Annotated in this window: 20 protein-coding genes; 15 read left to right on the forward strand and 5 right to left on the reverse strand. The window is 36.0% G+C overall.

The window, feature by feature from the left end; translation table 11 throughout:
• Window positions 1-175: 175 nt before the first annotated feature.
• The gene (locus NiCM35_RS01675) at window positions 176-616 is read right to left on the reverse strand and encodes a YndM family protein (protein WP_433778389.1); all 441 of its coding nucleotides are present in this window, start codon (window positions 614-616) and stop codon (window positions 176-178) included.
• 416 nt (window positions 617-1,032) lie between these two features.
• Between NiCM35_RS01675 and NiCM35_RS01680 the strand changes: the two genes are divergently transcribed.
• The 11 genes from NiCM35_RS01680 (at window position 1,033) to NiCM35_RS01730 (ending at window position 13,546) form a co-directional block, all read left to right on the forward strand.
• The gene (locus tag NiCM35_RS01680) at window positions 1,033-1,209 is read left to right on the forward strand and encodes an SE1832 family protein (protein ID WP_164463616.1); all 177 of its coding nucleotides are present in this window, start codon (window positions 1,033-1,035) and stop codon (window positions 1,207-1,209) included.
• A 510-nt stretch (window positions 1,210-1,719) separates the two neighbouring features.
• Complete coding sequence (locus NiCM35_RS01685; protein ID WP_249878675.1) at window positions 1,720-2,418, forward strand: GntR family transcriptional regulator; 699 nt, start codon at window positions 1,720-1,722, stop codon at window positions 2,416-2,418.
• 15 nt (window positions 2,419-2,433) lie between these two features.
• Window positions 2,434-2,847 carry a PTS sugar transporter subunit IIA gene (locus tag NiCM35_RS01690; protein WP_371471105.1) on the forward strand — a complete coding sequence of 138 codons (414 nt, stop codon included), beginning with the start codon at window positions 2,434-2,436 and terminating at the stop codon, window positions 2,845-2,847.
• Window positions 2,848-2,858: 11 nt separating this feature from the next.
• A complete protein-coding gene (locus tag NiCM35_RS01695) occupies window positions 2,859-3,641 on the forward strand; it encodes a PTS mannose/fructose/sorbose/N-acetylgalactosamine transporter subunit IIC (RefSeq protein WP_371471104.1) in 783 nt (260 codons plus the stop codon).
• Complete coding sequence (locus NiCM35_RS01700) at window positions 3,634-4,431, forward strand: PTS system mannose/fructose/sorbose family transporter subunit IID (protein WP_249878672.1); 798 nt, start codon at window positions 3,634-3,636, stop codon at window positions 4,429-4,431. The genes NiCM35_RS01695 and NiCM35_RS01700 overlap by 8 nt, the downstream gene beginning before the upstream one ends.
• Before the next feature lie 15 nt (window positions 4,432-4,446).
• Window positions 4,447-4,923, forward strand: a complete 477-nt coding sequence (locus NiCM35_RS01705; protein WP_371471103.1) for a PTS sugar transporter subunit IIB — start codon at window positions 4,447-4,449, stop codon at window positions 4,921-4,923.
• A 9-nt stretch (window positions 4,924-4,932) separates the two neighbouring features.
• Window positions 4,933-6,099, forward strand: coding sequence for a glycoside hydrolase family 88 protein (locus NiCM35_RS01710; RefSeq protein ID WP_249878670.1), 1,167 nt, complete (start codon window positions 4,933-4,935; stop codon window positions 6,097-6,099).
• 43 nt (window positions 6,100-6,142) lie between these two features.
• The gene (locus NiCM35_RS01715) at window positions 6,143-7,906 is read left to right on the forward strand and encodes a glycoside hydrolase family 35 protein (protein WP_433778393.1); all 1,764 of its coding nucleotides are present in this window, start codon (window positions 6,143-6,145) and stop codon (window positions 7,904-7,906) included.
• A 265-nt stretch (window positions 7,907-8,171) separates the two neighbouring features.
• Window positions 8,172-11,819 carry a polysaccharide lyase family 8 super-sandwich domain-containing protein gene (locus tag NiCM35_RS01720; RefSeq protein WP_433778395.1) on the forward strand — a complete coding sequence of 1,216 codons (3,648 nt, stop codon included), beginning with the start codon at window positions 8,172-8,174 and terminating at the stop codon, window positions 11,817-11,819.
• A 214-nt stretch (window positions 11,820-12,033) separates the two neighbouring features.
• Window positions 12,034-12,546, forward strand: a complete 513-nt coding sequence (locus NiCM35_RS01725; protein WP_433778397.1) for a DUF3231 family protein — start codon at window positions 12,034-12,036, stop codon at window positions 12,544-12,546.
• A gap of 361 nt (window positions 12,547-12,907) precedes the next feature.
• A complete protein-coding gene (locus tag NiCM35_RS01730) occupies window positions 12,908-13,546 on the forward strand; it encodes an esterase/lipase family protein (RefSeq protein ID WP_433778399.1) in 639 nt (212 codons plus the stop codon).
• Window positions 13,547-13,620: 74 nt separating this feature from the next.
• Here the strand turns inward: NiCM35_RS01730 and NiCM35_RS01735 are convergent, their stop codons facing one another.
• A complete protein-coding gene (locus NiCM35_RS01735) occupies window positions 13,621-13,800 on the reverse strand; it encodes a CsbD family protein (protein ID WP_433778401.1) in 180 nt (59 codons plus the stop codon).
• A gap of 308 nt (window positions 13,801-14,108) precedes the next feature.
• Here NiCM35_RS01735 and NiCM35_RS01740 point away from each other — a divergent pair, with 308 nt between their 5' ends.
• The 3 genes from NiCM35_RS01740 to NiCM35_RS01750 all read left to right on the forward strand — a co-directional run bounded on the left by NiCM35_RS01740 (window position 14,109) and on the right by NiCM35_RS01750 (window position 17,138).
• Entirely contained in the window at window positions 14,109-14,885 is a 777-nt protein-coding gene (locus NiCM35_RS01740; RefSeq protein WP_433778403.1) for an acetoin reductase, read from the forward strand.
• Between the two features lie 658 nt (window positions 14,886-15,543).
• Window positions 15,544-16,182 (forward strand): lysozyme inhibitor LprI family protein, encoded by a 639-nt coding sequence (locus tag NiCM35_RS01745; RefSeq protein WP_371471099.1) that lies wholly within the window; start codon window positions 15,544-15,546, stop codon window positions 16,180-16,182.
• 101 nt (window positions 16,183-16,283) lie between these two features.
• The gene (locus NiCM35_RS01750; RefSeq protein WP_095328298.1) at window positions 16,284-17,138 is read left to right on the forward strand and encodes an AraC family transcriptional regulator; all 855 of its coding nucleotides are present in this window, start codon (window positions 16,284-16,286) and stop codon (window positions 17,136-17,138) included.
• A gap of 83 nt (window positions 17,139-17,221) precedes the next feature.
• On the opposite strand, the gene NiCM35_RS01755 is transcribed toward NiCM35_RS01750, so the two are convergent.
• Window positions 17,222-17,779, reverse strand: coding sequence for a GNAT family N-acetyltransferase (locus NiCM35_RS01755; RefSeq protein ID WP_433778406.1), 558 nt, complete (start codon window positions 17,777-17,779; stop codon window positions 17,222-17,224).
• Between the two features lie 131 nt (window positions 17,780-17,910).
• On the opposite strand from NiCM35_RS01755, the gene NiCM35_RS01760 reads away from it, so the two are divergent.
• The gene (locus NiCM35_RS01760) at window positions 17,911-18,618 is read left to right on the forward strand and encodes a DNA alkylation repair protein (protein WP_095328300.1); all 708 of its coding nucleotides are present in this window, start codon (window positions 17,911-17,913) and stop codon (window positions 18,616-18,618) included.
• Window positions 18,619-18,643: 25 nt separating this feature from the next.
• Here NiCM35_RS01760 and NiCM35_RS01765 read toward each other — a convergent pair whose 3' ends face one another.
• Both NiCM35_RS01765 and NiCM35_RS01770 read right to left on the reverse strand, forming a co-directional pair.
• Window positions 18,644-19,147: a CBO0543 family protein gene (locus NiCM35_RS01765; RefSeq protein WP_123259538.1), complete on the reverse strand. Its 504-nt coding sequence runs from the start codon at window positions 19,145-19,147 to the stop codon at window positions 18,644-18,646.
• Window positions 19,140-19,625, reverse strand: a complete 486-nt coding sequence (locus NiCM35_RS01770; RefSeq protein WP_095328302.1) for a CBO0543 family protein — start codon at window positions 19,623-19,625, stop codon at window positions 19,140-19,142. The genes NiCM35_RS01765 and NiCM35_RS01770 overlap by 8 nt, the downstream gene beginning before the upstream one ends.
• Between the last annotated feature and the right edge of the window lie 162 nt (window positions 19,626-19,787).

Raw genomic sequence — 19,787 nt, forward strand, 5'->3', positions numbered from 1 at the left:
TAATTGCAGGTGAATTATATACTTGGAGAGATAAACTTAAAAGATTTATAATAGGCTGAAGGGAACGTAATGCTAAAGGTAGGGAACTATCCATATGATTGGAATAAAGTATTGAAAAAGAAAAAACATCCACTCAAAAATCAGAGTGGATGTTTTTGGGGATAAAAAAGTAATACTAAGATTCATCATTATCTGCTTTTGAGTTTGGATGAAATTCTTCAGCCATTTCAGTTTGAAACTGCAGTTTTTCCTGTCGTGGATTGGATTTTGCTTCCTGTATAAAGTTTTGAATAAGGTACTTATGAAAGAAGTATTCGAAAATTAAAACGCCTATAGAGGCAATTAACGATATCATAACCGTATTCCCTCTATATGTGAAATTTTCACTCATTAGCCATATAACAAAGAAAGCTAATCCGAAATCCGAAAGGGTAGCAACTAGATTATTGGTGCGCGGAAGAATAAGTAAATCGCCAATAATGTATGCTAAAACTCCTAATACAACCGTAATCATGAAGACATTTGTAAATGGCAAATTAAATAGAATCATTAAAATTAACGATAATAGAACAAGTGTTGAAAGAAATTTTATCGCAAAAGCTTTAACATGTTTCATTATCACACCACCTTTCTTCATTAAATTATTGTGGTTTTTAATTTGGTTTTTATACAATTGTTTTCTTCACTATAAAGGTTGTGCTTAAATAATTGGGTGCATTTGTTTAAGCACGGTAAACAATACCTAAGGATGATCAATCAATTTAGATACTATTTAAGACTTAATAGAAAATATAGAGAGGAATAATAGCAATCCGATAAAAAGAGAAAATACTTTAAAATATAGCTGAAAACGAAACAAAAGAAGCAATCTATTATCTTTACAAGAAAATGATAAAAGGATTATGATTACTTTGAATAAAATCATGTCTAAATCGCTGGCGTTTAAACAGAGTTTGGGATTGATTAGTGCGAACAAAAATTAAGCGAAAAAGAGGATATATCGATATCTTCTTCTGGGGGAGGTGCGAGAATATGAATAAAACAGACATTGAATATAAAATTTTGGAATTGAAGAACGAATATTTACAGGTACAAGACAATCTAGAAAAATTGGAATATGTAAATGGAAATATACGCCCTTTAGAAAATAGACTTACTAAGATTGAAGAAGAACTAAAATCTCTTTATAATAGGCTAAAGACAATTTAGAAGAATCTGCTAAATCTATACAAATGGTGAATAGAATAAAGATATTTTTCATATGTTATGATTAAGACTCCAATGTTTAAAGAAACTTCTAAAATCTTTATACCATAAGGCTTAGACGTTTTTTGTATACCATCATATGCTTATGATGAATTAAAGGAAGAATATGAATGGGTAAAACAAACAATGCTTTGCTTACGCGGATACTTACAAAAAACACAGATATACTTGCGTTACTAGAGAGCTTTCATTATACAAAAATAAGATTTTAGCTTGTTTTATATTAAAATTGAATACACCTTTAAAAAAGCAGCTGCCAGAGACAGCTGCTTTTTTTGTTATGGAAGGACACTACAAGAGAAGGAAAATATTTTACCAAAAAAATTTTATTTATTTTTTAATTACGCTTGCAATTATTAGATAATTATAATAAGATTTACTTAACTTAATATATTAACATGTTAACATATTAAGTTATCTCTTACATATTTTAATTGGATCGGGGGGATTAGGATGCCTAAGTACCTAAAAATAAAAAATAGTTTGCTGGAAAGATTGACTAATGGTGAATTTCAACCTGGTGATAAGTTTTATAGTGAGTCGGAGCTTAAAAAGGAGTTTAATGTAAGCAGTATCACTGTAATTAAAGCAATTACAGAGTTGGTGAATGATGGGTATTTGGTACGTTACCAGGGAAAAGGCACTTTCGTATCGAAAGCAAGACGGGGGAAAATTGTTAAATTTACGGAAAAAGAAAATATTCAGCATGATGAAGAGGATGTAAAAGTAATAGAAGTGGAATTAATGAAAGACCCACGGATCGCAAAAGAGTTACGGATTGCAGAAGATGAGCTTTTTTATTCCGTAAAACGAATTCGGTATAGTGATGGGTGTGCTTTTATATTGCAAAATACCTTTATTTTACCGGAATTCATCGGGAATGAAGAGGTTGAAAATCTGGAAAACTTTAAATCAATTTATGAAATGATAAAAAATAAATTTGGCATTAATCTATTTCAGGCAGAATTTACGGAAACAACCGAAATAATCTTTCCAGCTCCACATGAAATTTGCGCACAAATAGACCTTAAAGAAGCTGCTCCTGTTGTTTTTACAAAAAGACATACGTATCTTGCAAATGGTAGAGTGGTGGAGTATATCGAGAGTTACAAACGTTGGGACTATTTTAATATAAGAATTGATTCCGTTTAGTTAGGGAGATAAAAAATGAAGAATATTGTTATACTTTCTCATCAAGGCGTTGCATCAGGGTTGAAAAGATCTGCACAAATGATAGTAGGAGAATTCAACCCTCTCATAACAATTGAATTAACAGAGCTGGGTGTAGAAACTTTTACAAATGATGTACAACAGTTTCTACAAAATGAGGTCATAAATAAACAAAAGGAATATTTAGCATTTGTTGATTTAAAGGGCGGCACACCCTATAACCAAATTGTGAAAGAAACATTGAGATTAAACCTTGCTGATAAGGTAAAAATTATCTCGGGTGTTAATTTACCGTTAATTTTGGAAGCGTTTTATTTCGAAGAGGATGATCTGTCACTTTTAGAGGAAAAAGGAAAAAGAGCAATCGAATTTTGTCAGTTGGAAATGAATATATCTAATTTAGATGAATAGGGGAATGGTATATGGCTGGTATTGAATGGTGGCAAATAATTTTATTAACCCTTTATGCTGCATTTGCAATTTATGATGGAAACAATACGACCTTCGGGTTTGTTAAACCTACGATGGCAGGTTTTTTTGCAGGGTTAATTTTAGGGGATATACAAACCGGGCTAATTGTTGGTGGTACATTAAACCTTCTTGTTCTTGGCGTTGGAAATTTTGGCGGAGCATCGATTCCTGATTATATGACAGGTGCGCTGCTTGGTACAACATTTGCAGTATTGAGTGGGGAAGGTGCAGAGTTTGGGGCAACATTAGCGGTACCAATCGGTTTGTTAATGGTTCAATTAGATGTATTAGCCCGTTTTACGAATACTTTTTTTCAACATCGTGCAGAAAAGCTAGTCAAGGAAGGGAAAACAAAGCAGGCAACGTATATGAATATTTGGGGAATAGTACCAACTTCTCTTTCGCGAATGATCCCTGTTTTTTTAGCACTTGTACTAGGATCTCATTTTGTTCAAGATGTTGTGGATTGGATTCCTACATGGTTAATGAAAGGATTATCAGTTTCGGGTGGTATTTTACCAGCATTAGGTATAGCAATTTTATTACGTTATTTACCGATTAAACCAAACTTTGCATTTCTGTTAATTGGTTTCTTCTTAGCAGCCTATCTAAAAGTACCGGTACTTGGAGTAGCGATTGTTGGGGTAGCACTTGCGCTTATTTACTTACAATTTTTTGCGAAAGCAGAGAAAGAAGAACAAGTTACACCAGTAGGAGGAATGGGTGATGAGTAATAATCAAAAAGAATTAAACAGTGTCTTTTGGAGATGGTATTTCCTAGGGCAGGCCGGCTGGAATTATGAAAAGATGCAAGGGTTAGGTTATTATTATAGCATTTATCCATTATTGGAATCGGTTTATGGGAAGCAAGAGAATAAAGAAGAATTGAAAGAAGCATCATTGAATCAGCTCCAGTTCTTCAATACGAATAATACTATGGCTCCGATGATATTAGGGGTAAATACAGCTATTGAAAGTGAAGAAGGAATTAAGGCCAAGGAAGCAGTAACATCTATTAAAACAGGCTTAATGGGACCACTTGCTGGTATTGGAGACACCCTGTTTTTTATGATTCCAACCACTATAATAGGTTCAATTGCTTCTTATCTTGCTCTTAAGGGGAATCCAGCAGGATTAATATTGTGGGTAGTTTTCGGAATAGTTCGACTAATATGTATGCGTTTGTTTGTAAAGGCTGGACATAGAGAGGGCACGAAACTTATCAGCGAAATAGGAAATCGCTTGAAGAAAGTAACAAGTGCAGCCAATATTCTTGGAATAACAGTGGTTGGTGCGCTCATTCCAAGTGTTGTGAAAGCAACCTTTGGCTATCAATTTACACAAGGTGAGGTCAAATTAAACTTACAGGACATTGCCGATCAAATAATGCCAGGGCTTGCTCCTGCATTAATTGTCTTACTAACTTACTGGGTTTTAGGTCGTAAGAAGATGAATTCAACAAAGGTTATTTTTATGTTAATTGCTTTTGGTATTATTGCTTATAATTTAAAAATTTTCGCTTAAAAAGGAGTGTGCAGGATGGAAGGAATCGTTCATATCCGTGTAGATGATCGTTTAATTCATGGTCAAGTGGCTACACGATGGGCAACAGGTTTAAAAGTTAATCGGATTATGGTTATTGATGATAAAGTGGCAGCGAATGAATTGGAGAAATCGGTGTTAAGAATGGCAGCTCCTTCTGGTGTAAATACATCGATTTTAGATGTTGAAAAGGCTGTAAATAATATTAAAAATGGAAATTATCAAGGACAGCGTGTTCTCGTTGTAATCAAAACTCCTGAAGTGGCAGTTCAGCTATTGAAGGCAGGATTAAATGTGAAAGAAGTGAATATTGGAAATCTCTCGAATCGACCGAATACGGTACAAATTAAGAAATCTGTTAGTTTGTCAGAATCAGAGAGAAAAGCAGTAGACTTTCTAATCGAAAAGGGTGTTGAGGTGACAGCCCAAATGGTGCCTGATGATCCAGCAGCCAATATTATTTCCTACCTATGAGGTGAATAAATGGCAGAGTTACAAAGTATCAAAGAGAAGTTATTAGAATCAGGCAACCTATTAACAAATGATGATATCGAGAAAGAGCTTGATTGGATTTGCGCAAAGCTAAAGTCGAATCTAGCACGATATCAGAATAAATTTCCCTCGGCAGAAGCGACAAATGGAAAATATCGTTTGAAAGACAATGATGACTGGACAAACGGCTTCTGGACAGGGATGCTGTGGATCGCCTATGAATATACTCAGGATGCAGCCTTTAAAAATGCTGCACTTGAACAAATAAAAAGCTTTGAAATTCGCTTAAAAGAGAATATTGTGTTAGATCATCACGATCTCGGCTTTTTATATAGTTTATCAGTAGGTGCTGGTTATCGTGTTACTAGTACGGAAGATTTTATTCCACTGTTAAAAGGAGCAGCAGATAAATTATTAGAGAGATACCAGCCTAAGGGCAAGTTTTTGCAAGCGTGGGGTGCATTAAACAATGAAAAAGAATATCGCCTTATTATTGATTCCTTAATAAATTTGCCCTTATTATTCGCTGTCTGGCGGTTATCAGGGGAAGAGAAATATTATCAAAAAGCAGTGAACCATTATCACCAAGTGTGCAACCACATCTTTAGAGAAGATTATTCAACATACCATACGTACTATTTTAATCATGAAAATGGGGAACCTCTATCTGGAGCAACGCACCAAGGTTATCGTGATGATTCATGCTGGGCAAGAGGGCAAGCTTGGGCTGTTTTAGGATTGCCGCTTAACAGCTTATACAATCCATCACTGCGAAATGAATTCGTCTATGAAAAAACGGTTGATTATTTTTTGGCAAACCTTCCTGATGATATAGTACCTTACTGGGATTTTTCCTTTACAAAGGAAGATGGTCAAGTACGCGATAGTTCGTCATTGGCTATAGCGGCCTGTGGTCTTTTATCTGCGAAGAAAGTCAGTCTTTATCCGGATGCAGACAAATTAGCTGCTGGAATGGTGAAAGTGCTACGAGATTCGTATACTTCTCAAAATGTGGAAGGGAATGAAGGTTTACTATTACATGGTGTTTATGCATATCAAGAGGGCAAAGGCGTAGACGAACCTAATCTATGGGGAGATTACTTCTATATGGAGGCATTATTTCGTCTATTAAGACCTACCTGGGAAACATATTGGTAATAAAATGCTTAACGATGTTCATGAAATAAGATGGGAGGATAAGATGACAAGCTTTCAAATTGGTAAAGAGTTCTTGTTAAATGGAGAGGAATTTAAAATTATTTCAGGTGCAGTTCATTATTTTAGGATTGTGCCTGAGTATTGGGAGCACAGCCTCTTTAATTTGAAAGCACTCGGCTGCAACACGGTAGAGACTTATATTCCTTGGAATTTACATGAACCACAAGAAGGAATATACAACTTTGACGGGATTGCAGATGTTAAAGAATTTATAAAGACAGCTGAAAGGCTTGGATTATATGTCATAATAAGACCTTCTCCTTATATTTGTGCTGAATGGGAATTTGGAGGTTTACCAGCATGGCTTTTAAAAGATCGGACAATGCGAATTCGCAGTCGTTCATCCGATTTTTTATCAAAAGTAGATACTTATTATCAATCACTATTTGATGTGATTAGACCACTTCAAGTTACAAAGGGTGGACCTGTTATTATGATGCAAGTGGAAAATGAGTATGGATCCTTTGGAAATGATAAAGAGTATTTAAAAAGAATAAAAGATTTAATGGTTAAGCATGGGTCGGAAGTACCGCTATTTACTTCTGATGGCACATGGCATGAGGCTTTAAAAGCGGGAAGTCTTTTGGAGGATGATATTCTACCTACAGGAAATTTTGGATCCAAGTCAGGTCATAATCTCAAAGAGTTAGCTGCTTTCCATCAGGAAAATAATAAATCATGGCCGTTAATGTGTATGGAATTTTGGGATGGCTGGTTTAATCGCTGGGGAAACGAAATTATCAGACGTGACCCAGATGAGCTAGCTGGTGAAGTGGAGGAACTACTGCAACTTGGAAGCATCAATTTTTACATGTTTCATGGTGGAACGAACTTTGGTTTTATGAATGGTTGTTCAAGTCGTAACGGCATTGACCTTCCGCAAATCACCTCCTATGATTACGATGCCCTTCTAACGGAGTGGGGAGAACCAACAGAAAAATATTTTGCTGTTCAAAAGGCCATAAAAAAAGTAGTTGAAAACTGCTGGCAAGATCAACCGCGTGATTTAGTCAGAAAAGATTTAGGGAGGGTCAAACTAAACCGGAAAGTCTCTTTATTTAGTACGCTTCCAACTTTAAGCCAAAAGATAACTCATTCACATACATTAACAATGGAAGAATTAGATCAGAATTATGGCTATATTCTCTATCAAACAAAAATAGATAATAGAGAGCAAATCGACAACTGTCAAGTCGTTGAGGCAAACGATCGAGTACAAATTTTTGCGAATGAAAAATGGATTCACACTGAATATCAGGAAACACTCGGTAGTTCTTTTGTTTTACCAAAAGAAACAAAGGAATTGAGTATTTTAGTGGAAAATGTTGGACGGGTAAATTATGGAGGAAGATTACTCTCGCCAACCCAGCGAAAAGGAATTCGTTCTGGAGTGATGATTGACATTCATTTTCATCATTATTTTGATCATTATCCATTAACATTAGATGACTTAAGCAAGGTTGACTTTTCTCGCAGCTGGGAGAAAAATCAACCAGGTTTTTATGAATATGTGTTTGAATTAGAGGAGTGTGTAGATACATTTCTGGACTGTTCGGGTTTCGGGAAAGGGATGGCAGAATTAAATGGTTTTCATTTAGGGCGTTTTTGGAATGAGGGCCCAACCGGTTCATTGTATATACCGGCTCCTTTGTTAAAAAAAGGAATGAACCGTTTAATTATATTTGAAACAGAAGGTATCTACTCAGAAGAAATCCATTTTGCTGATAAACCAATATATATAAAATAATTTCAGATTATCATATAATTTATCTCCCCTGATTAGACAGATAGAAAAAAATAATGTCAAGATCAGGGGACTTTTTTGAACAAATTCCTCATAGAACTTGTTTTGCTCTAATGACAATTCAAAGATTACTTAACTGGTAACCAGTTAATGTTGAGCTTAATAATATCTAGCTTAACTTTTATGACTTTATCTAATAAAAATACGATTCTAACTAAAAGCTATAATCCACGTTTTGATTACAAAACTGTATTTGGAGGATGGGAAAATGCAAAAAGGAATTAGTGTTTTTTTATTCACTTTCATGATAATTAGTTTCTTTCTCCCTGCTGGTCACATCACAGCTGAAGAAACGATAAATGAGAATTTGATCCAGAATGGTGGGTTTGAGACGATAACGAGTAATAGTTCTTGGACAAATAGTGAGGGACCAGAAAATTGGAGTTTCTGGATTCCAAGTGGTAATCCAGAACTGCGAATAGACAAAACTGTATTTCATGAGGGGGAAAAGTCTAATTCTATCAATGCCTCAGAAACTAGCAGAGCGGATATTCTCCAAGATGTTTCCGTCAAACCTAGTTCCACTTATCAATTATCTTTCTGGGTCAAAACAGAAAATATTGAAGCATCTGGTGGAGGTGTATTTGTCCGAACGCAATATTTAGATAGTGCAAACAAAAAAATCAGCGATGGACCTTCTACTGAAAAATTAAAAGGTTCACAGGATTGGAACACAAAACGGCTTGGTTTAACGATTCCTAATAATGCAAGTAAAGTAAGAATAGAGTTATTTTTTGAAACAGCAAAAGGACAGGCTTGGTTTGATGAAGTGGCTTTGAAAGAATCAGATAAAACAGTAACGGATTTTTCGTTAAAGCAAAATGCCGTTAAGGTAGGAATAGGAGAGACAGTGACCTTGGAGCCTGTTTTTACACCGGCTGATGTGACAGACAAAACGGTAACTTGGACATCCTCCAACCCTGAAATTGCCTCTGTTAATAGCGCGGGCGTTGTTACAGGCGCAGAGTCAGGATTTGCGACTATTAAAGCAACATCAAAAGATGGCGGTTTTACGGCAGAATGTCTAATTAGTGTAGATTCTGTGGAGGACATTGGGTACTATGAGGAGCTCCGATTAAGTTGGTTCCATAAACTTACAGGAAATGAGCTTTATAATCCGGCTGATCAGGATGCAGCCGCCTATATGAGTGGCTTAGAAAATAAAGTTACAAATGAGGATGGAACAGGTATATGGGATATGATGAATAAAATGGAGAACCGAAAATCCTTGTGGGCAGATAATGAAAGTACAACTAATTCTGCTCAAATTACTACCTCCTATCAACGCTTAAAGGATATGGCTCTTGCTTATTCAAGTAAAGGTTCAGCATTGTTTCGCAATCAAGCTTTAAAGACTGATATTATTAGTGGATTAGATTGGTTGCATAATAATCGATACAATGCCGATAAAGAAGAATACGGTAATTGGTGGGACTGGGAAATTGGAATTCCCCAAACGTTGAACGATATTATGGTGTTAATGTATAACGATTTATCATCGCTTCAAATTAATAATTATATTAAAGCAATCGACAGGTTTGTTCCTGATCCTGCGAAACGGGTTTCACTTGGTGACCCAAACTTCCGTGAAACAGGCGCAAACCTTTTGGATAAGGCTTTAGTTGTTTCTCTTCGCGGTATTATCGAAAAAAATAGCGGAAAGGTACTGCAAGGGCGTGATTCCATTAGTAAAGAATATATCTATGTTAACAGCGGGGACGGTGTATACAGAGACGGTTCACTTGTTCAACACTTTAATGTTGCATACACAGGGGGATATGGAGCAACATGGGTCGGCCGAACAGCTGATATGTTGTATTTATTAAAAGATTCACCATGGGAGGTCAAGGATTCAAACGTTGACAACGTTTTTAACTGGGTGAGCGATTCGTTTGAACCACTTATTTATAAAGGCGCCATGATGGACATGGTGTCAGGCAGAGGTGTTTCGAGGCAGAGCACCAATGATCATGCAACAGGCAGATCGACGATTTTGAGTTTGCTTCGGTTAGCAGATGCCGCTCCACAAGAACATGCATTGTCCATTAAACAAATGGTCAAAGAGTGGATTCAAACAGATACGACCTTTAGCAATTATGTTAATGGTTTATCCATTTATCAAATCCATCTTGTCCATACACTGGTGAATGACACAACGATCGAACCGAGGGGTGAGTTAATCAAGAATCAAGTGTTTGCAGGCATGGACCGTGTTGTTCATTTGCGTCCTGGTTTTGGTTTTGGAATCAGTATGTTTTCTGATAGAATTTCAGGTTTCGAATATGGCAATGGAGAAAATAAAAAAGGCTGGTACACAGGGGCTGGTGCTACATATTTATATAACAATGATTTAAAGCAATTCAGCAATGATTACTGGCCAACTGTGGACAGCTATCGATTACCAGGAACAACAACCGATCAATCGAAAGGAACACTAAAAGATTGGGAAAGCTACTATAACCCAAGGTCATGGGTTGGCGGTTCTAATCTGGATGATCTTTATGGTGCAGCAGGAATGGATTTTTCCCTTGAGAAATTAACGGGAAGTTCATTAAAAGGAAAAAAATCATGGTTTATGTTTGATGATGAAATTGTGGCATTAGGTGCAGCTATTAATAGCACGGGAGAATCTGAAGTAGAAACAATTGTTGAAAATCGACAATTAAATACCAACGGTAATAATAAGCTATTGATCAATGGAGAAGAAAAGATAAAAGAACTTGGTGATTCAGAGGTCTTAAACGATGTTCAATGGGCTCATTTAGAGAAAAATGTTCAAGGATCAGATATAGGCTATTATTTTCCCAATTCACCTAGTCTCCGTGGTTTACGGGAATCAAGAACAGGATCTTGGAATGAGATTAATAATGGAGGATCTACCGAATCCATTACAAGAAATTATTTAAGTTTAGCCTTTGACCATGGCAAACAGCCTGTAGATGCCACTTACTCCTATGTTCTTTTACCTAATAAGGATGTGGAACAAACAAAAAATTACAGCGAGAAACCTGATGTTACTATTCTTGCCAATACAGCATCTGTTCAGGCAGTTAGAGAGGAAACACTTAAGCTAACAGCAGCAAACTTTTATCAAAAAGACACAGTAGGTTTCATTAAAGCAGGGAGCGCTGCATCTGTAATGGTAAAAGAAGAGAAAAATGGTTTAACACTTTCCGTCTCAGATCCGACACAAAAACAGGATAAAATTATGATCGAGATGAATAAAACAGGACTAGAAGTAGATAAGAAAGATGATAAAATAAAAGTTCTGCAGACTCCCTCAACCATTCAGGTGGAAGTGAATGTGGCCAATTCGATTGGCAAAACACATTCTATTCAATTTATCGATAAAGAATCTCCAACTATTTCAGCGCCAAAAACGGATGATATTTATCGAACGGACACAGTCAATTTAACATTTGCGATGTCTGATTCTTATAGCGATATAGCAAGTAAAGAGTTTTACTTAGATGATGTGGCTGTAAGCAACCCGATAGAAATCAAACCGTATTCTCTATCTTTAGGAGAACATACCATTAAGGTAATCGCTACCGATCAGGCTGGAAATGTGGCTGAAGAAATATATCAGCTAAACGTTATAATGGATATCAATCATTTAAGGGAAGCGATTAATTATGGAAGAGACAAAGAATGGATAAATAATGAGATCGCTAATAATCTACATGTAAAGATTAACCATATTATTCAAAAGAAAAAGATGAATAACAAACCAATCAGGAATAATTTACATGCCATGACAAAATTAATTCAAGCACAATCCGGTAAAAAGATCGATGAATCCTTTGCCAACTTACTGTTGGAGGATATATCTAATTTACTTACCTTATATCAATAAAACATATATGTGAATAAGAATGGATATCTTTATAGTTATGGAAGAGACGGTATTTGATGATATTATAATCCCCAATTTACTTACTTGTTGTAATCGTTTTCGTTATATAGATGAAAGTGAAATTATCAATATTCTTCTCTTATGTTGGAAAAGCTATGGAAGTGCGAACGGACGCACTAACTATAGAGTTACTAAACATGAAGGAGGATTATTGATGGGGATTTTATCTGGAAATCCAAAGGAAGAGCCGTTACACTATGGGGAAGTTTATGATATTTGGGCATCGCAACTAGTCGGAAATAGTATGACAGCAGGCTATCAAACGATGTTGAATCATGCTGGTGATGGGGATTTAAAGAAGTTATTAGTCGAAGCTATTGAAACTTGCAAAGAAGAAAAAAAGCAGCTGGAAGAGCTTTTAAAAGAAAATGGTGTCGGTTTACCACCGGCTGCACCCGAACCTCCTGATGCTTGTTTAGAGGATATTCCAGTCGGTGCAAGAATACCAGATCCTGCAATAGCCGCAACACTTTCTGCTGATATTGCTGCAGGTTTAGTAACTTGCAGTCAAATAATTGGTAAATCCATCAGAGAAGACGTTGCTGCTATGTATGGTCAATTTCATACCAAAAAGGCAGCTCTTGGAGCAAAAGTTCTTCGCTTAAATAAAGAAAAAGGCTGGCTTATCCCACCGCCATTACATCTTAATAAACATGGTGATTGTTAATTCTCAAACACGGTTAATACTAGCCGTGTTTTTTGTTTTGCTAGCTAACGAGCCATTCACAAAATTGATGCTTTAGATCGATGAGAGAATTGTAAATACATAAAAGATAGTAGTGTTTAATAATATAGTCTCTGTTTTGTTTACTTTTTTTGAAGAAGAGGAAATGAATAAAAAAGATTTATAACAATAATAAAAGAGAAAAGGAGTTTAATACCACGTATTTTCAAGTAGAGTTGTGTATCCGAAAGGCGTATTCATCTAATCTTTGAACAGACTAGAAAAAGTTACCGGTTGTTTCTACTCTTAAAATATATAACAATGATATAGCAAGATAGCAGTCAACCAAACAGGGAGGAATATCATGAAAAAAACTAAACTATTATTATCACTAACTATGAGTATCGCGATTATCATTTCTGTTATGGGTATGAATCCAACTGTTTTAAAAGCTCAGACAACTGGACATGATCCAGTAATTTATGTTCACGGAACTGGCGGCAACAGTACAAACTTTCTTGCAATAAAAAATTATTTACTTAAGCAAGGCTGGTCTTCTGATGAATTATTCGCTATTGAATTAATTGATAAAACAGGCAACAGCTTGACGAATGCAAAGCAGCTTGAATCATATGTAGATAAAGTGTTAAAGGAAACTGGAAAAAATAGAGTGGATATTATCGGTCACAGTGCTGGTGGAATCAATACCCTTAAGTATATCCAAAATACGGGCGGAACGAAGGTAAATGATGTGATTACATTGGGATCTCCCAACAAATTCATCACATCAAAAGCACCTGTAGGGAAAGATCCTAATCACAAAATCCTATACACTTCTATTTACAGCAAAAATGATTATTTAGTTCCTAATATGCTTTCAAAATTGGAAGGCGCTAAAAACGTACAAATAAGCGGTGTTGGTCATTTGGGATTAGTTGTAAATAGTCAGGTAAATGAGTTAATTAAAGAAGGTTTAAATGGTGGAGGAAAAAACACCAATTAAGATAAGAACAATAAAGAGCCCTTCGATGTGTTGTATAAGCATGGAAGGGCTCTTTTAGTATGTTTTTGTTTTGATTACTTACGGTCTACATCCTCTTTAAATTTTCCTGCGGCTTCTTGCATTTTTCCTTTCAGTTTATCTTTTTTACCATCAGCTTGCATGCTTGTATCGCCTTTTGCATTACCAAGCTGGTCTTTTACTTTCGATACGCCACTTTTAACTTTATCCGCTATACTATGTTTATTTTCTGCCATGATTCAACACTCCTTATTTCAGGTTATGTTTAATTTGTACCCTGTTGTTTTTTTCGTTAAACGTTTGTTTGATTAATTTAGCGATAAAGGTATAGCCTATATAGATGCTCAACAAATTCCAACATCAATTATACAAAAACGCTCATAAATACATCCTCTGAAACATGATTTTTCGAGGGGAGTGGTGACCAAATTTGAAAATTGCTTGAATTCAAATGATTTGATTTTTATTTTATAGTTTATTAATATAATAAAGTGACAAAAAACTGATTTTTCAGTAATAATTTATTACAAGAGGTGTTTATTCAATGAGTAAAGTTGCAGTTATTACAGGTTCAGCCGGTGGTTTAGGGCGTGGTATTGCAGAGCGTTTACTTAAAGATGGTTTCAAAGTAGTAATACATGACATCAATCAAGAGTTATTGAATGCCACTCTGGAAGAAATGAAATCTCAAAATGCTGATGTAATTGGTGTTGTGGGAGATGTTTCAAAACGAGAAGATCAGTTTAATCTTGTCCAAAAAGCAGTAGACGCATTTGGACGTTTAGATGTATTTGTAAACAATGCAGGTATTGATGCAGTTAAACCTTTCTTAGAAATTGAAGAAAATGAATTAAACCGCCTATTTAACATCAATGTAAATGGTGTAGTTTTTGGTACACAAGCTGCTGCTAAACAATTTATAGCGCAAGGGTCAAAAGGTAAAGTCATAAACGCTTGCAGTATAGCAGGTCATGAATCTTTTGAAATGTTAGGTACTTATTCTGCTACAAAACATGCAGTACGTTCATTTACACATTCTGCTGCGAAAGAACTTGCCAAATATCAAATTACAGTTAATGCTTATTGTCCAGGGATTGCGAAAACAAAAATGTGGGATCGAATTGATGAAGAAATGGTACGTTATAGTAATGGTGCTTTACAACCAGGTGAAGCATTTTCTCAGTATAGTGCAGATATTGCATTACAACGTTACCAAACACCAAGAGATGTAGCAAACTTAGTATCATTTTTAGCTTCTGATGATGCCGATTATATTACAGGACAAGCAATCTTAACAGATGGTGGCTTAGTTTATCGTTAATTTTCTAAAGTTTGATTAGATAACTTTTAGAGAGGCTGCTGTTTGTAAATGCAGACAGCAGCTTCGAAATTCATTGTCCAGCTGTTTTCTACTTATACTTTCTATACTCGTTATTATCGATACTATTCTTTTCAAACGGTTGTCTACCTTCTAATTATTAGCGCACAGAAATAGTCTATTTATCGTAACCGTTAAATTGGCGCCTTTCTAGATAATATTAATAGAGCCATAAACCGTTCCATTATCCTCCAATAAAATCTTCATTTTATCTCGCTTTCTATTACAACTACAAAATAGATTAGAAGAAAAGGAATTTAGCCCCAAAAAAGCCAATCCACCAATCAATTTTCTCGTATCCGTATTTTCTTCTCACCAAAGATTCAATCAACAGTCACTTTATTTAATCTTGCGTTATCAGTATCTTTATCAGGAGAAAAAGTGAATTAAATCCAAGAATAAACATTTTCCTCTGCTATCCCAAACCATTGTCAGAGTAAAACATTGTTTTATGAATCAAAGACATGTATAAAACTCCTTTTCTATCATTTAAACAGTTATTTATTAGCGAAAAAGGAAGAAATTTGGGAATCTATGTTAAAATGAATAGGGAAGGTTAAACTTTTCGGAAAAGACATAAAGAGATTGGAGTTTTTAAAAAATGAAAAAAAGCAGTATATTTTTTGCAGCAACCCTGTTTGTTCTTTTATTAGCAGGCATGTCTGCATGCAGCAATGCATCTGAAAGTGATTCAGCGAACAACACAAATAATAAGCAGTCAGAAACTGATCAGAAAGCAGAAAACAAAGACGTTTCTTCTCCGTCTAATGAGTCACCTGCAGATAGTACAGAAACTGCTGAAAATAGTAAGGATAGCCAGATGGATGAACCGGCCAGCGAAGATAAATCGCAAGCTGACGATAAAGTAGAGGGAAGAAAAGCGGAGTTTATCAAAAAATTAGATAACATCCAAAAAGAAGTAGATGCTATGCCTGATAAGAAGGATTCAGATAAAGGCGTAACAAATGCAATGAAAAATTACTATGGTGTATCCTATGAAAAGTATGATGAGGCTTTGAACGAGATTTATAGCATTTTAAAAGCAGAGTTAGCACCAGAGGTAATGAATAATTTGAAAACAGAACAAATGAAGTGGATTGAACAAAAGGAAGCGGCAGCAAAGGAAGAGAGAGAAAAATATAGTGGCGGTACGTTTGAGAATGTTGCCAATTATATTTCTTTATACGAATCAACTAAGAAAAGATGCTATGAATTAGTGAATGAATATATGGCAGATTAGCCGTCTTTATCAATGCCACCTGGATACGACATTTATAGGCAACATATGTCGGACAAAATGTCTCTAAGTTTTATAACATAGGAAGTGAAAGGAGGGAATCTATGGACTGGCTGGATAGAATGAATAATGTACTAGACTACATAGAAGCAAATCTAGAAGGAGAGATAGACTACAAAGAATTAGCCAAAATTGCGTACTGTTCCGAGTTCCATTTTTCGAGAATGTTTGCATCTATATCTGGATTTACCCTATCTGAATATATTAGACGCAGACGGTTAACGCTTGCTGCTTTTGAATTACAACAAAGCGATAGGCGGATTATTGAAATTGCTCAATTATATGGTTATGAATCGGCTGATTCTTTTTCTCGCGCTTTCAAGAAACTGCATGGAATAAAGCCTTCTGAATGCCGCCATCAAGGAACACAGCTAAAGGCCTTTCCAAAAATCTCCTTTCAAATCGCTATGAAAGGGGACACAGAAATGGAATATCGAATCGAAAATATAGACTTTGAAGTAAAGATTGTTGGGAAAAGCAATCCGGTTCAAACAAGTAAAGCTTTTAAAAAAATCCCGACCATCTGGAGCAAAGCGAAAAAAGATGGATTTATGCAGGAATTGATTGATCTATCTTGGGAAAATCCGAAGTGCTTACTGGAAGGCATTTTAGGTATTTGTGGGAAAGAAGCCGCCATAATGGACGAGGAATTCAATTATTTTACGGGTGTCCGGTATGAGGGAGAAGCAAAAAATGGGATGGAAACCATCTTAATTCCTCCAGCAACATGGGCTGTTTTTCCCAATATCGTAGAAGCATGGAAACGATTATATTCCGAGTGGGTTCCTACCTCTGGATATGAGCTTGCTAATTTACCATGTATAGAATGTTATTATGGCCCAGGACATAAACCTCGCCATGAACTCTGGGTGCCTATTATTCCTAAACCATCCAAGTAAATGACTATAAAAGTAGCTATTAAGAAGGATAACGATGTTTCTTCTCTAATATCTTTATATCGACAAACCGAAAGCCCTGCTTCTTACACAGGGCTTTTTTTAAAATCTCCTTTAAGGATCGAATACATATATAAATCATCAAACTTTCCGCGTGTATACTCATAATGCCTTAATAGGCCTTCTTTTAAGAAGCCGTGTTTTTCGACTAATTTTTGCGAGGCTGTATTGGCTGGTTCGATTAAGGCCTCGACTCTTTCTAAGCTAAGCTGTTGAAATCCATAGGCGAGAACAGCGTTGAGGGCTTCGCCTGCGATTCCTTGCCCCCAATAGCTTCTGCTTAATTCATAGCCAATTTCTGCTTTATAATGCTTTGGCTGTCTATTCAGAAAGCCGCAGCTTCCTATAACGATGTTCTCCTTTTTCAATGTGATGCACCAGCGTATGCCAGTGCCTTTTTCCCAGATTGATTTGTACCAATTTATTTCTTCTAATACATCATCTGCTGACTTGTAAGGTTCAAGCCCCATATGCTGCACTATCTCTTGATCCGATAAGTAGATATACATATCTTTTGCATCTTCATTTGTTGCCTGTCTTAAATGCAAACGCTCTGTTTCTATGATAGGGAATAGCTGCTTCATTGACAATACTCCTTTTTTCTAAATACAATGGATAGGTGTATACTTCAACAAGAAACAGATAAATTCCTTCAATTGTCAAAAGTCCGCAGAATATATATTTGAATTAAAATAATAGAAGAGGAAGTGAAACAATGGATTTGGAAACAGTTATGCAGGAACTAGAAGCACTAGGGAAGGAAAGAACGAAAAAGATTTATATGGGAAACGGAGCGCAGGAGCCGGTTTTTGGGGTTGCAACAGGTGCGATGAAGCCACTTTCCAGGATAATTAAGAAAAATCAGCCCTTAGCAGAAGAACTATATGCAACGGGTAACTATGATGCCATGTATTTTGCAGGGGTTATTTGTGATCCAAAGAGCATGACAGAGGAAGATTTTGAACGGTGGATTGATGCAGCTTATTTTTACATGATTTCCGATTACATAGTAGCCGTTTCTTTAGCGGAAACTGATTTTGCCCAAGCTGTTGCTGATAAGTGGATCGAAAGCGGAGAAGAATTTCGTATGTCAGCCGGATGGAGCTGTTATTGCTGGCTGTTAGGAAACCGCAAGGACGAGGAGTTTAGTGAAACCAAGCTTGCAAGCATGTTGGAGCAAGTGAAAAATACGATTCATCAAGCTCCAGATATTGTGAAATCCTCTATGAACAACTTTATTGCCACTGTGGCCATTTCCTATGTTCCCTTACATGAGCTGGCAGTAGCAACAGCTAAAGCAGTAGGTCCAGTGGAAATCAAGAAAGGCAAGAAAAAAAGCACGACCTCGATTGTAGCAGACAGAATACAAAAAGAGCTGGACAGGGGAATGCTTGGGTTCAAGCGGAAATATGTAAGATGTTAAAGAAAAAGGCCAAATTCCTTCATGTTCAGGGGGAATTTGACCTTTTATTTATCCTTTGTATTTTTGAAAAACCTTTTCTAAACCAGAAGGCAAATGTCTTAGTCATATATAAAACGAGGAAGTCGATACTGACAGCAAGCCACCAATGCCAGTTTAGATCATGAATAAGATTGCTATTTTTCTCTACTAAAAACATATAAAGATGTATGCCATTGCTAAAGATTAAGTAATAGAGGAAAATTTTTAGCCGATGTTTCTTTTCCGGATAATAGAGAAGAAAAAGAACAGCGAAGGTTGGCAATACTATGTAGTAGAGGGAGAAACTCATTTTTGTTGCATGCGAAAATTCTCTATATGGAAATCTCACCAAGTCCATCGATACTTGTATATGTGTAAAGATCCAAGCAGTTGCATGGGCAAATAAAAAAACAATTTGAAAATATCTTTTTCTCTCTTTCGGAATAAAGCGAATGAGTAAAAACAAACAGACAACCCATGAAACAATTAAAATAATTAGTTCCTTATTCATTGTATTTCAGTTCCTTTTTAAACCAACTATAGTAAGTATGGTTAATATACAATGTGACCATAACACTTAGCAGCGTATAATATCCGTGCCAACTAAGATAGTCCACGAGTTCGGTGTAGCGCTCTATTACTACTTCAAGACAAGTAAAGAATCCAGCAAAGAGAAAATAATAGAAGAATTTTCCTGTTTTTTTAAATTTTTTGGGAAAGTATAAACTAAACATAATCGCTGTCACAGGGAAAAGGAAAAACTCAAATGTAAAGCTAGACCGGTTAAATTCGTTTGCGGAGGAGAAGAGTTGAACAGGGTAGTCAATCATATTCCATTCCACAGCAAGTAATCCGGCAGGCCAGGTAATAATCTGCAGAGATAAAAATATCACCCACGCATCTCTCGTTTTCTGTTTGGGAACAAGTAAGAAAATGGCAAGGATACTGATTGCGATAATCCCGACTAAAATCCATCTTTCCATATTCATGGGGAATTTCACCTGCTCAAATAGATAGTTATTCATAGTATTGCCGCGGGGACAGAATTTATCCAGAAAAATAAAATGGAAGACTTCTAGACTATTCTACCCTTAACAAGTGAAGGCAGGTGGAAAGCAACTGTCCATTGGCAGATAGAGAAGTAATAGCAG

Source organism: Niallia sp. M35 (assembly GCF_050971705.1).
GTDB lineage: Bacteria > Bacillota > Bacilli > Bacillales > Cytobacillaceae > Niallia > Niallia circulans_A.

Coding starts and splice junctions, on each gene's coding strand:
- NiCM35_RS01705 (WP_371471103.1), top strand. CDS start 4,447: ATGGAAGGAATCGTTCATATCCGTGTAGATGATCGTTTAATTCATGGT.
- NiCM35_RS01745 (WP_371471099.1), top strand. CDS start 15,544: ATGAAAAAAAGCAGTATATTTTTTGCAGCAACCCTGTTTGTTCTTTTA.
- NiCM35_RS01690 (WP_371471105.1), top strand. CDS start 2,434: ATGAAGAATATTGTTATACTTTCTCATCAAGGCGTTGCATCAGGGTTG.
- NiCM35_RS01720 (WP_433778395.1), top strand. CDS start 8,172: ATGCAAAAAGGAATTAGTGTTTTTTTATTCACTTTCATGATAATTAGT.
- NiCM35_RS01725 (WP_433778397.1), top strand. CDS start 12,034: ATGGGGATTTTATCTGGAAATCCAAAGGAAGAGCCGTTACACTATGGG.
- NiCM35_RS01680 (WP_164463616.1), top strand. CDS start 1,033: ATGAATAAAACAGACATTGAATATAAAATTTTGGAATTGAAGAACGAA.
- NiCM35_RS01700 (WP_249878672.1), top strand. CDS start 3,634: ATGAGTAATAATCAAAAAGAATTAAACAGTGTCTTTTGGAGATGGTAT.
- NiCM35_RS01715 (WP_433778393.1), top strand. CDS start 6,143: ATGACAAGCTTTCAAATTGGTAAAGAGTTCTTGTTAAATGGAGAGGAA.
- NiCM35_RS01750 (WP_095328298.1), top strand. CDS start 16,284: ATGGACTGGCTGGATAGAATGAATAATGTACTAGACTACATAGAAGCA.
- NiCM35_RS01675 (WP_433778389.1), bottom strand. CDS start 616: ATGAAACATGTTAAAGCTTTTGCGATAAAATTTCTTTCAACACTTGTT.
- NiCM35_RS01770 (WP_095328302.1), bottom strand. CDS start 19,625: ATGAATATGGAAAGATGGATTTTAGTCGGGATTATCGCAATCAGTATC.
- NiCM35_RS01730 (WP_433778399.1), top strand. CDS start 12,908: ATGAAAAAAACTAAACTATTATTATCACTAACTATGAGTATCGCGATT.
- NiCM35_RS01735 (WP_433778401.1), bottom strand. CDS start 13,800: ATGGCAGAAAATAAACATAGTATAGCGGATAAAGTTAAAAGTGGCGTA.
- NiCM35_RS01755 (WP_433778406.1), bottom strand. CDS start 17,779: ATGAAGCAGCTATTCCCTATCATAGAAACAGAGCGTTTGCATTTAAGA.
- NiCM35_RS01760 (WP_095328300.1), top strand. CDS start 17,911: ATGGATTTGGAAACAGTTATGCAGGAACTAGAAGCACTAGGGAAGGAA.
- NiCM35_RS01685 (WP_249878675.1), top strand. CDS start 1,720: ATGCCTAAGTACCTAAAAATAAAAAATAGTTTGCTGGAAAGATTGACT.
- NiCM35_RS01740 (WP_433778403.1), top strand. CDS start 14,109: ATGAGTAAAGTTGCAGTTATTACAGGTTCAGCCGGTGGTTTAGGGCGT.
- NiCM35_RS01695 (WP_371471104.1), top strand. CDS start 2,859: ATGGCTGGTATTGAATGGTGGCAAATAATTTTATTAACCCTTTATGCT.
- NiCM35_RS01710 (WP_249878670.1), top strand. CDS start 4,933: ATGGCAGAGTTACAAAGTATCAAAGAGAAGTTATTAGAATCAGGCAAC.
- NiCM35_RS01765 (WP_123259538.1), bottom strand. CDS start 19,147: ATGAATAAGGAACTAATTATTTTAATTGTTTCATGGGTTGTCTGTTTG.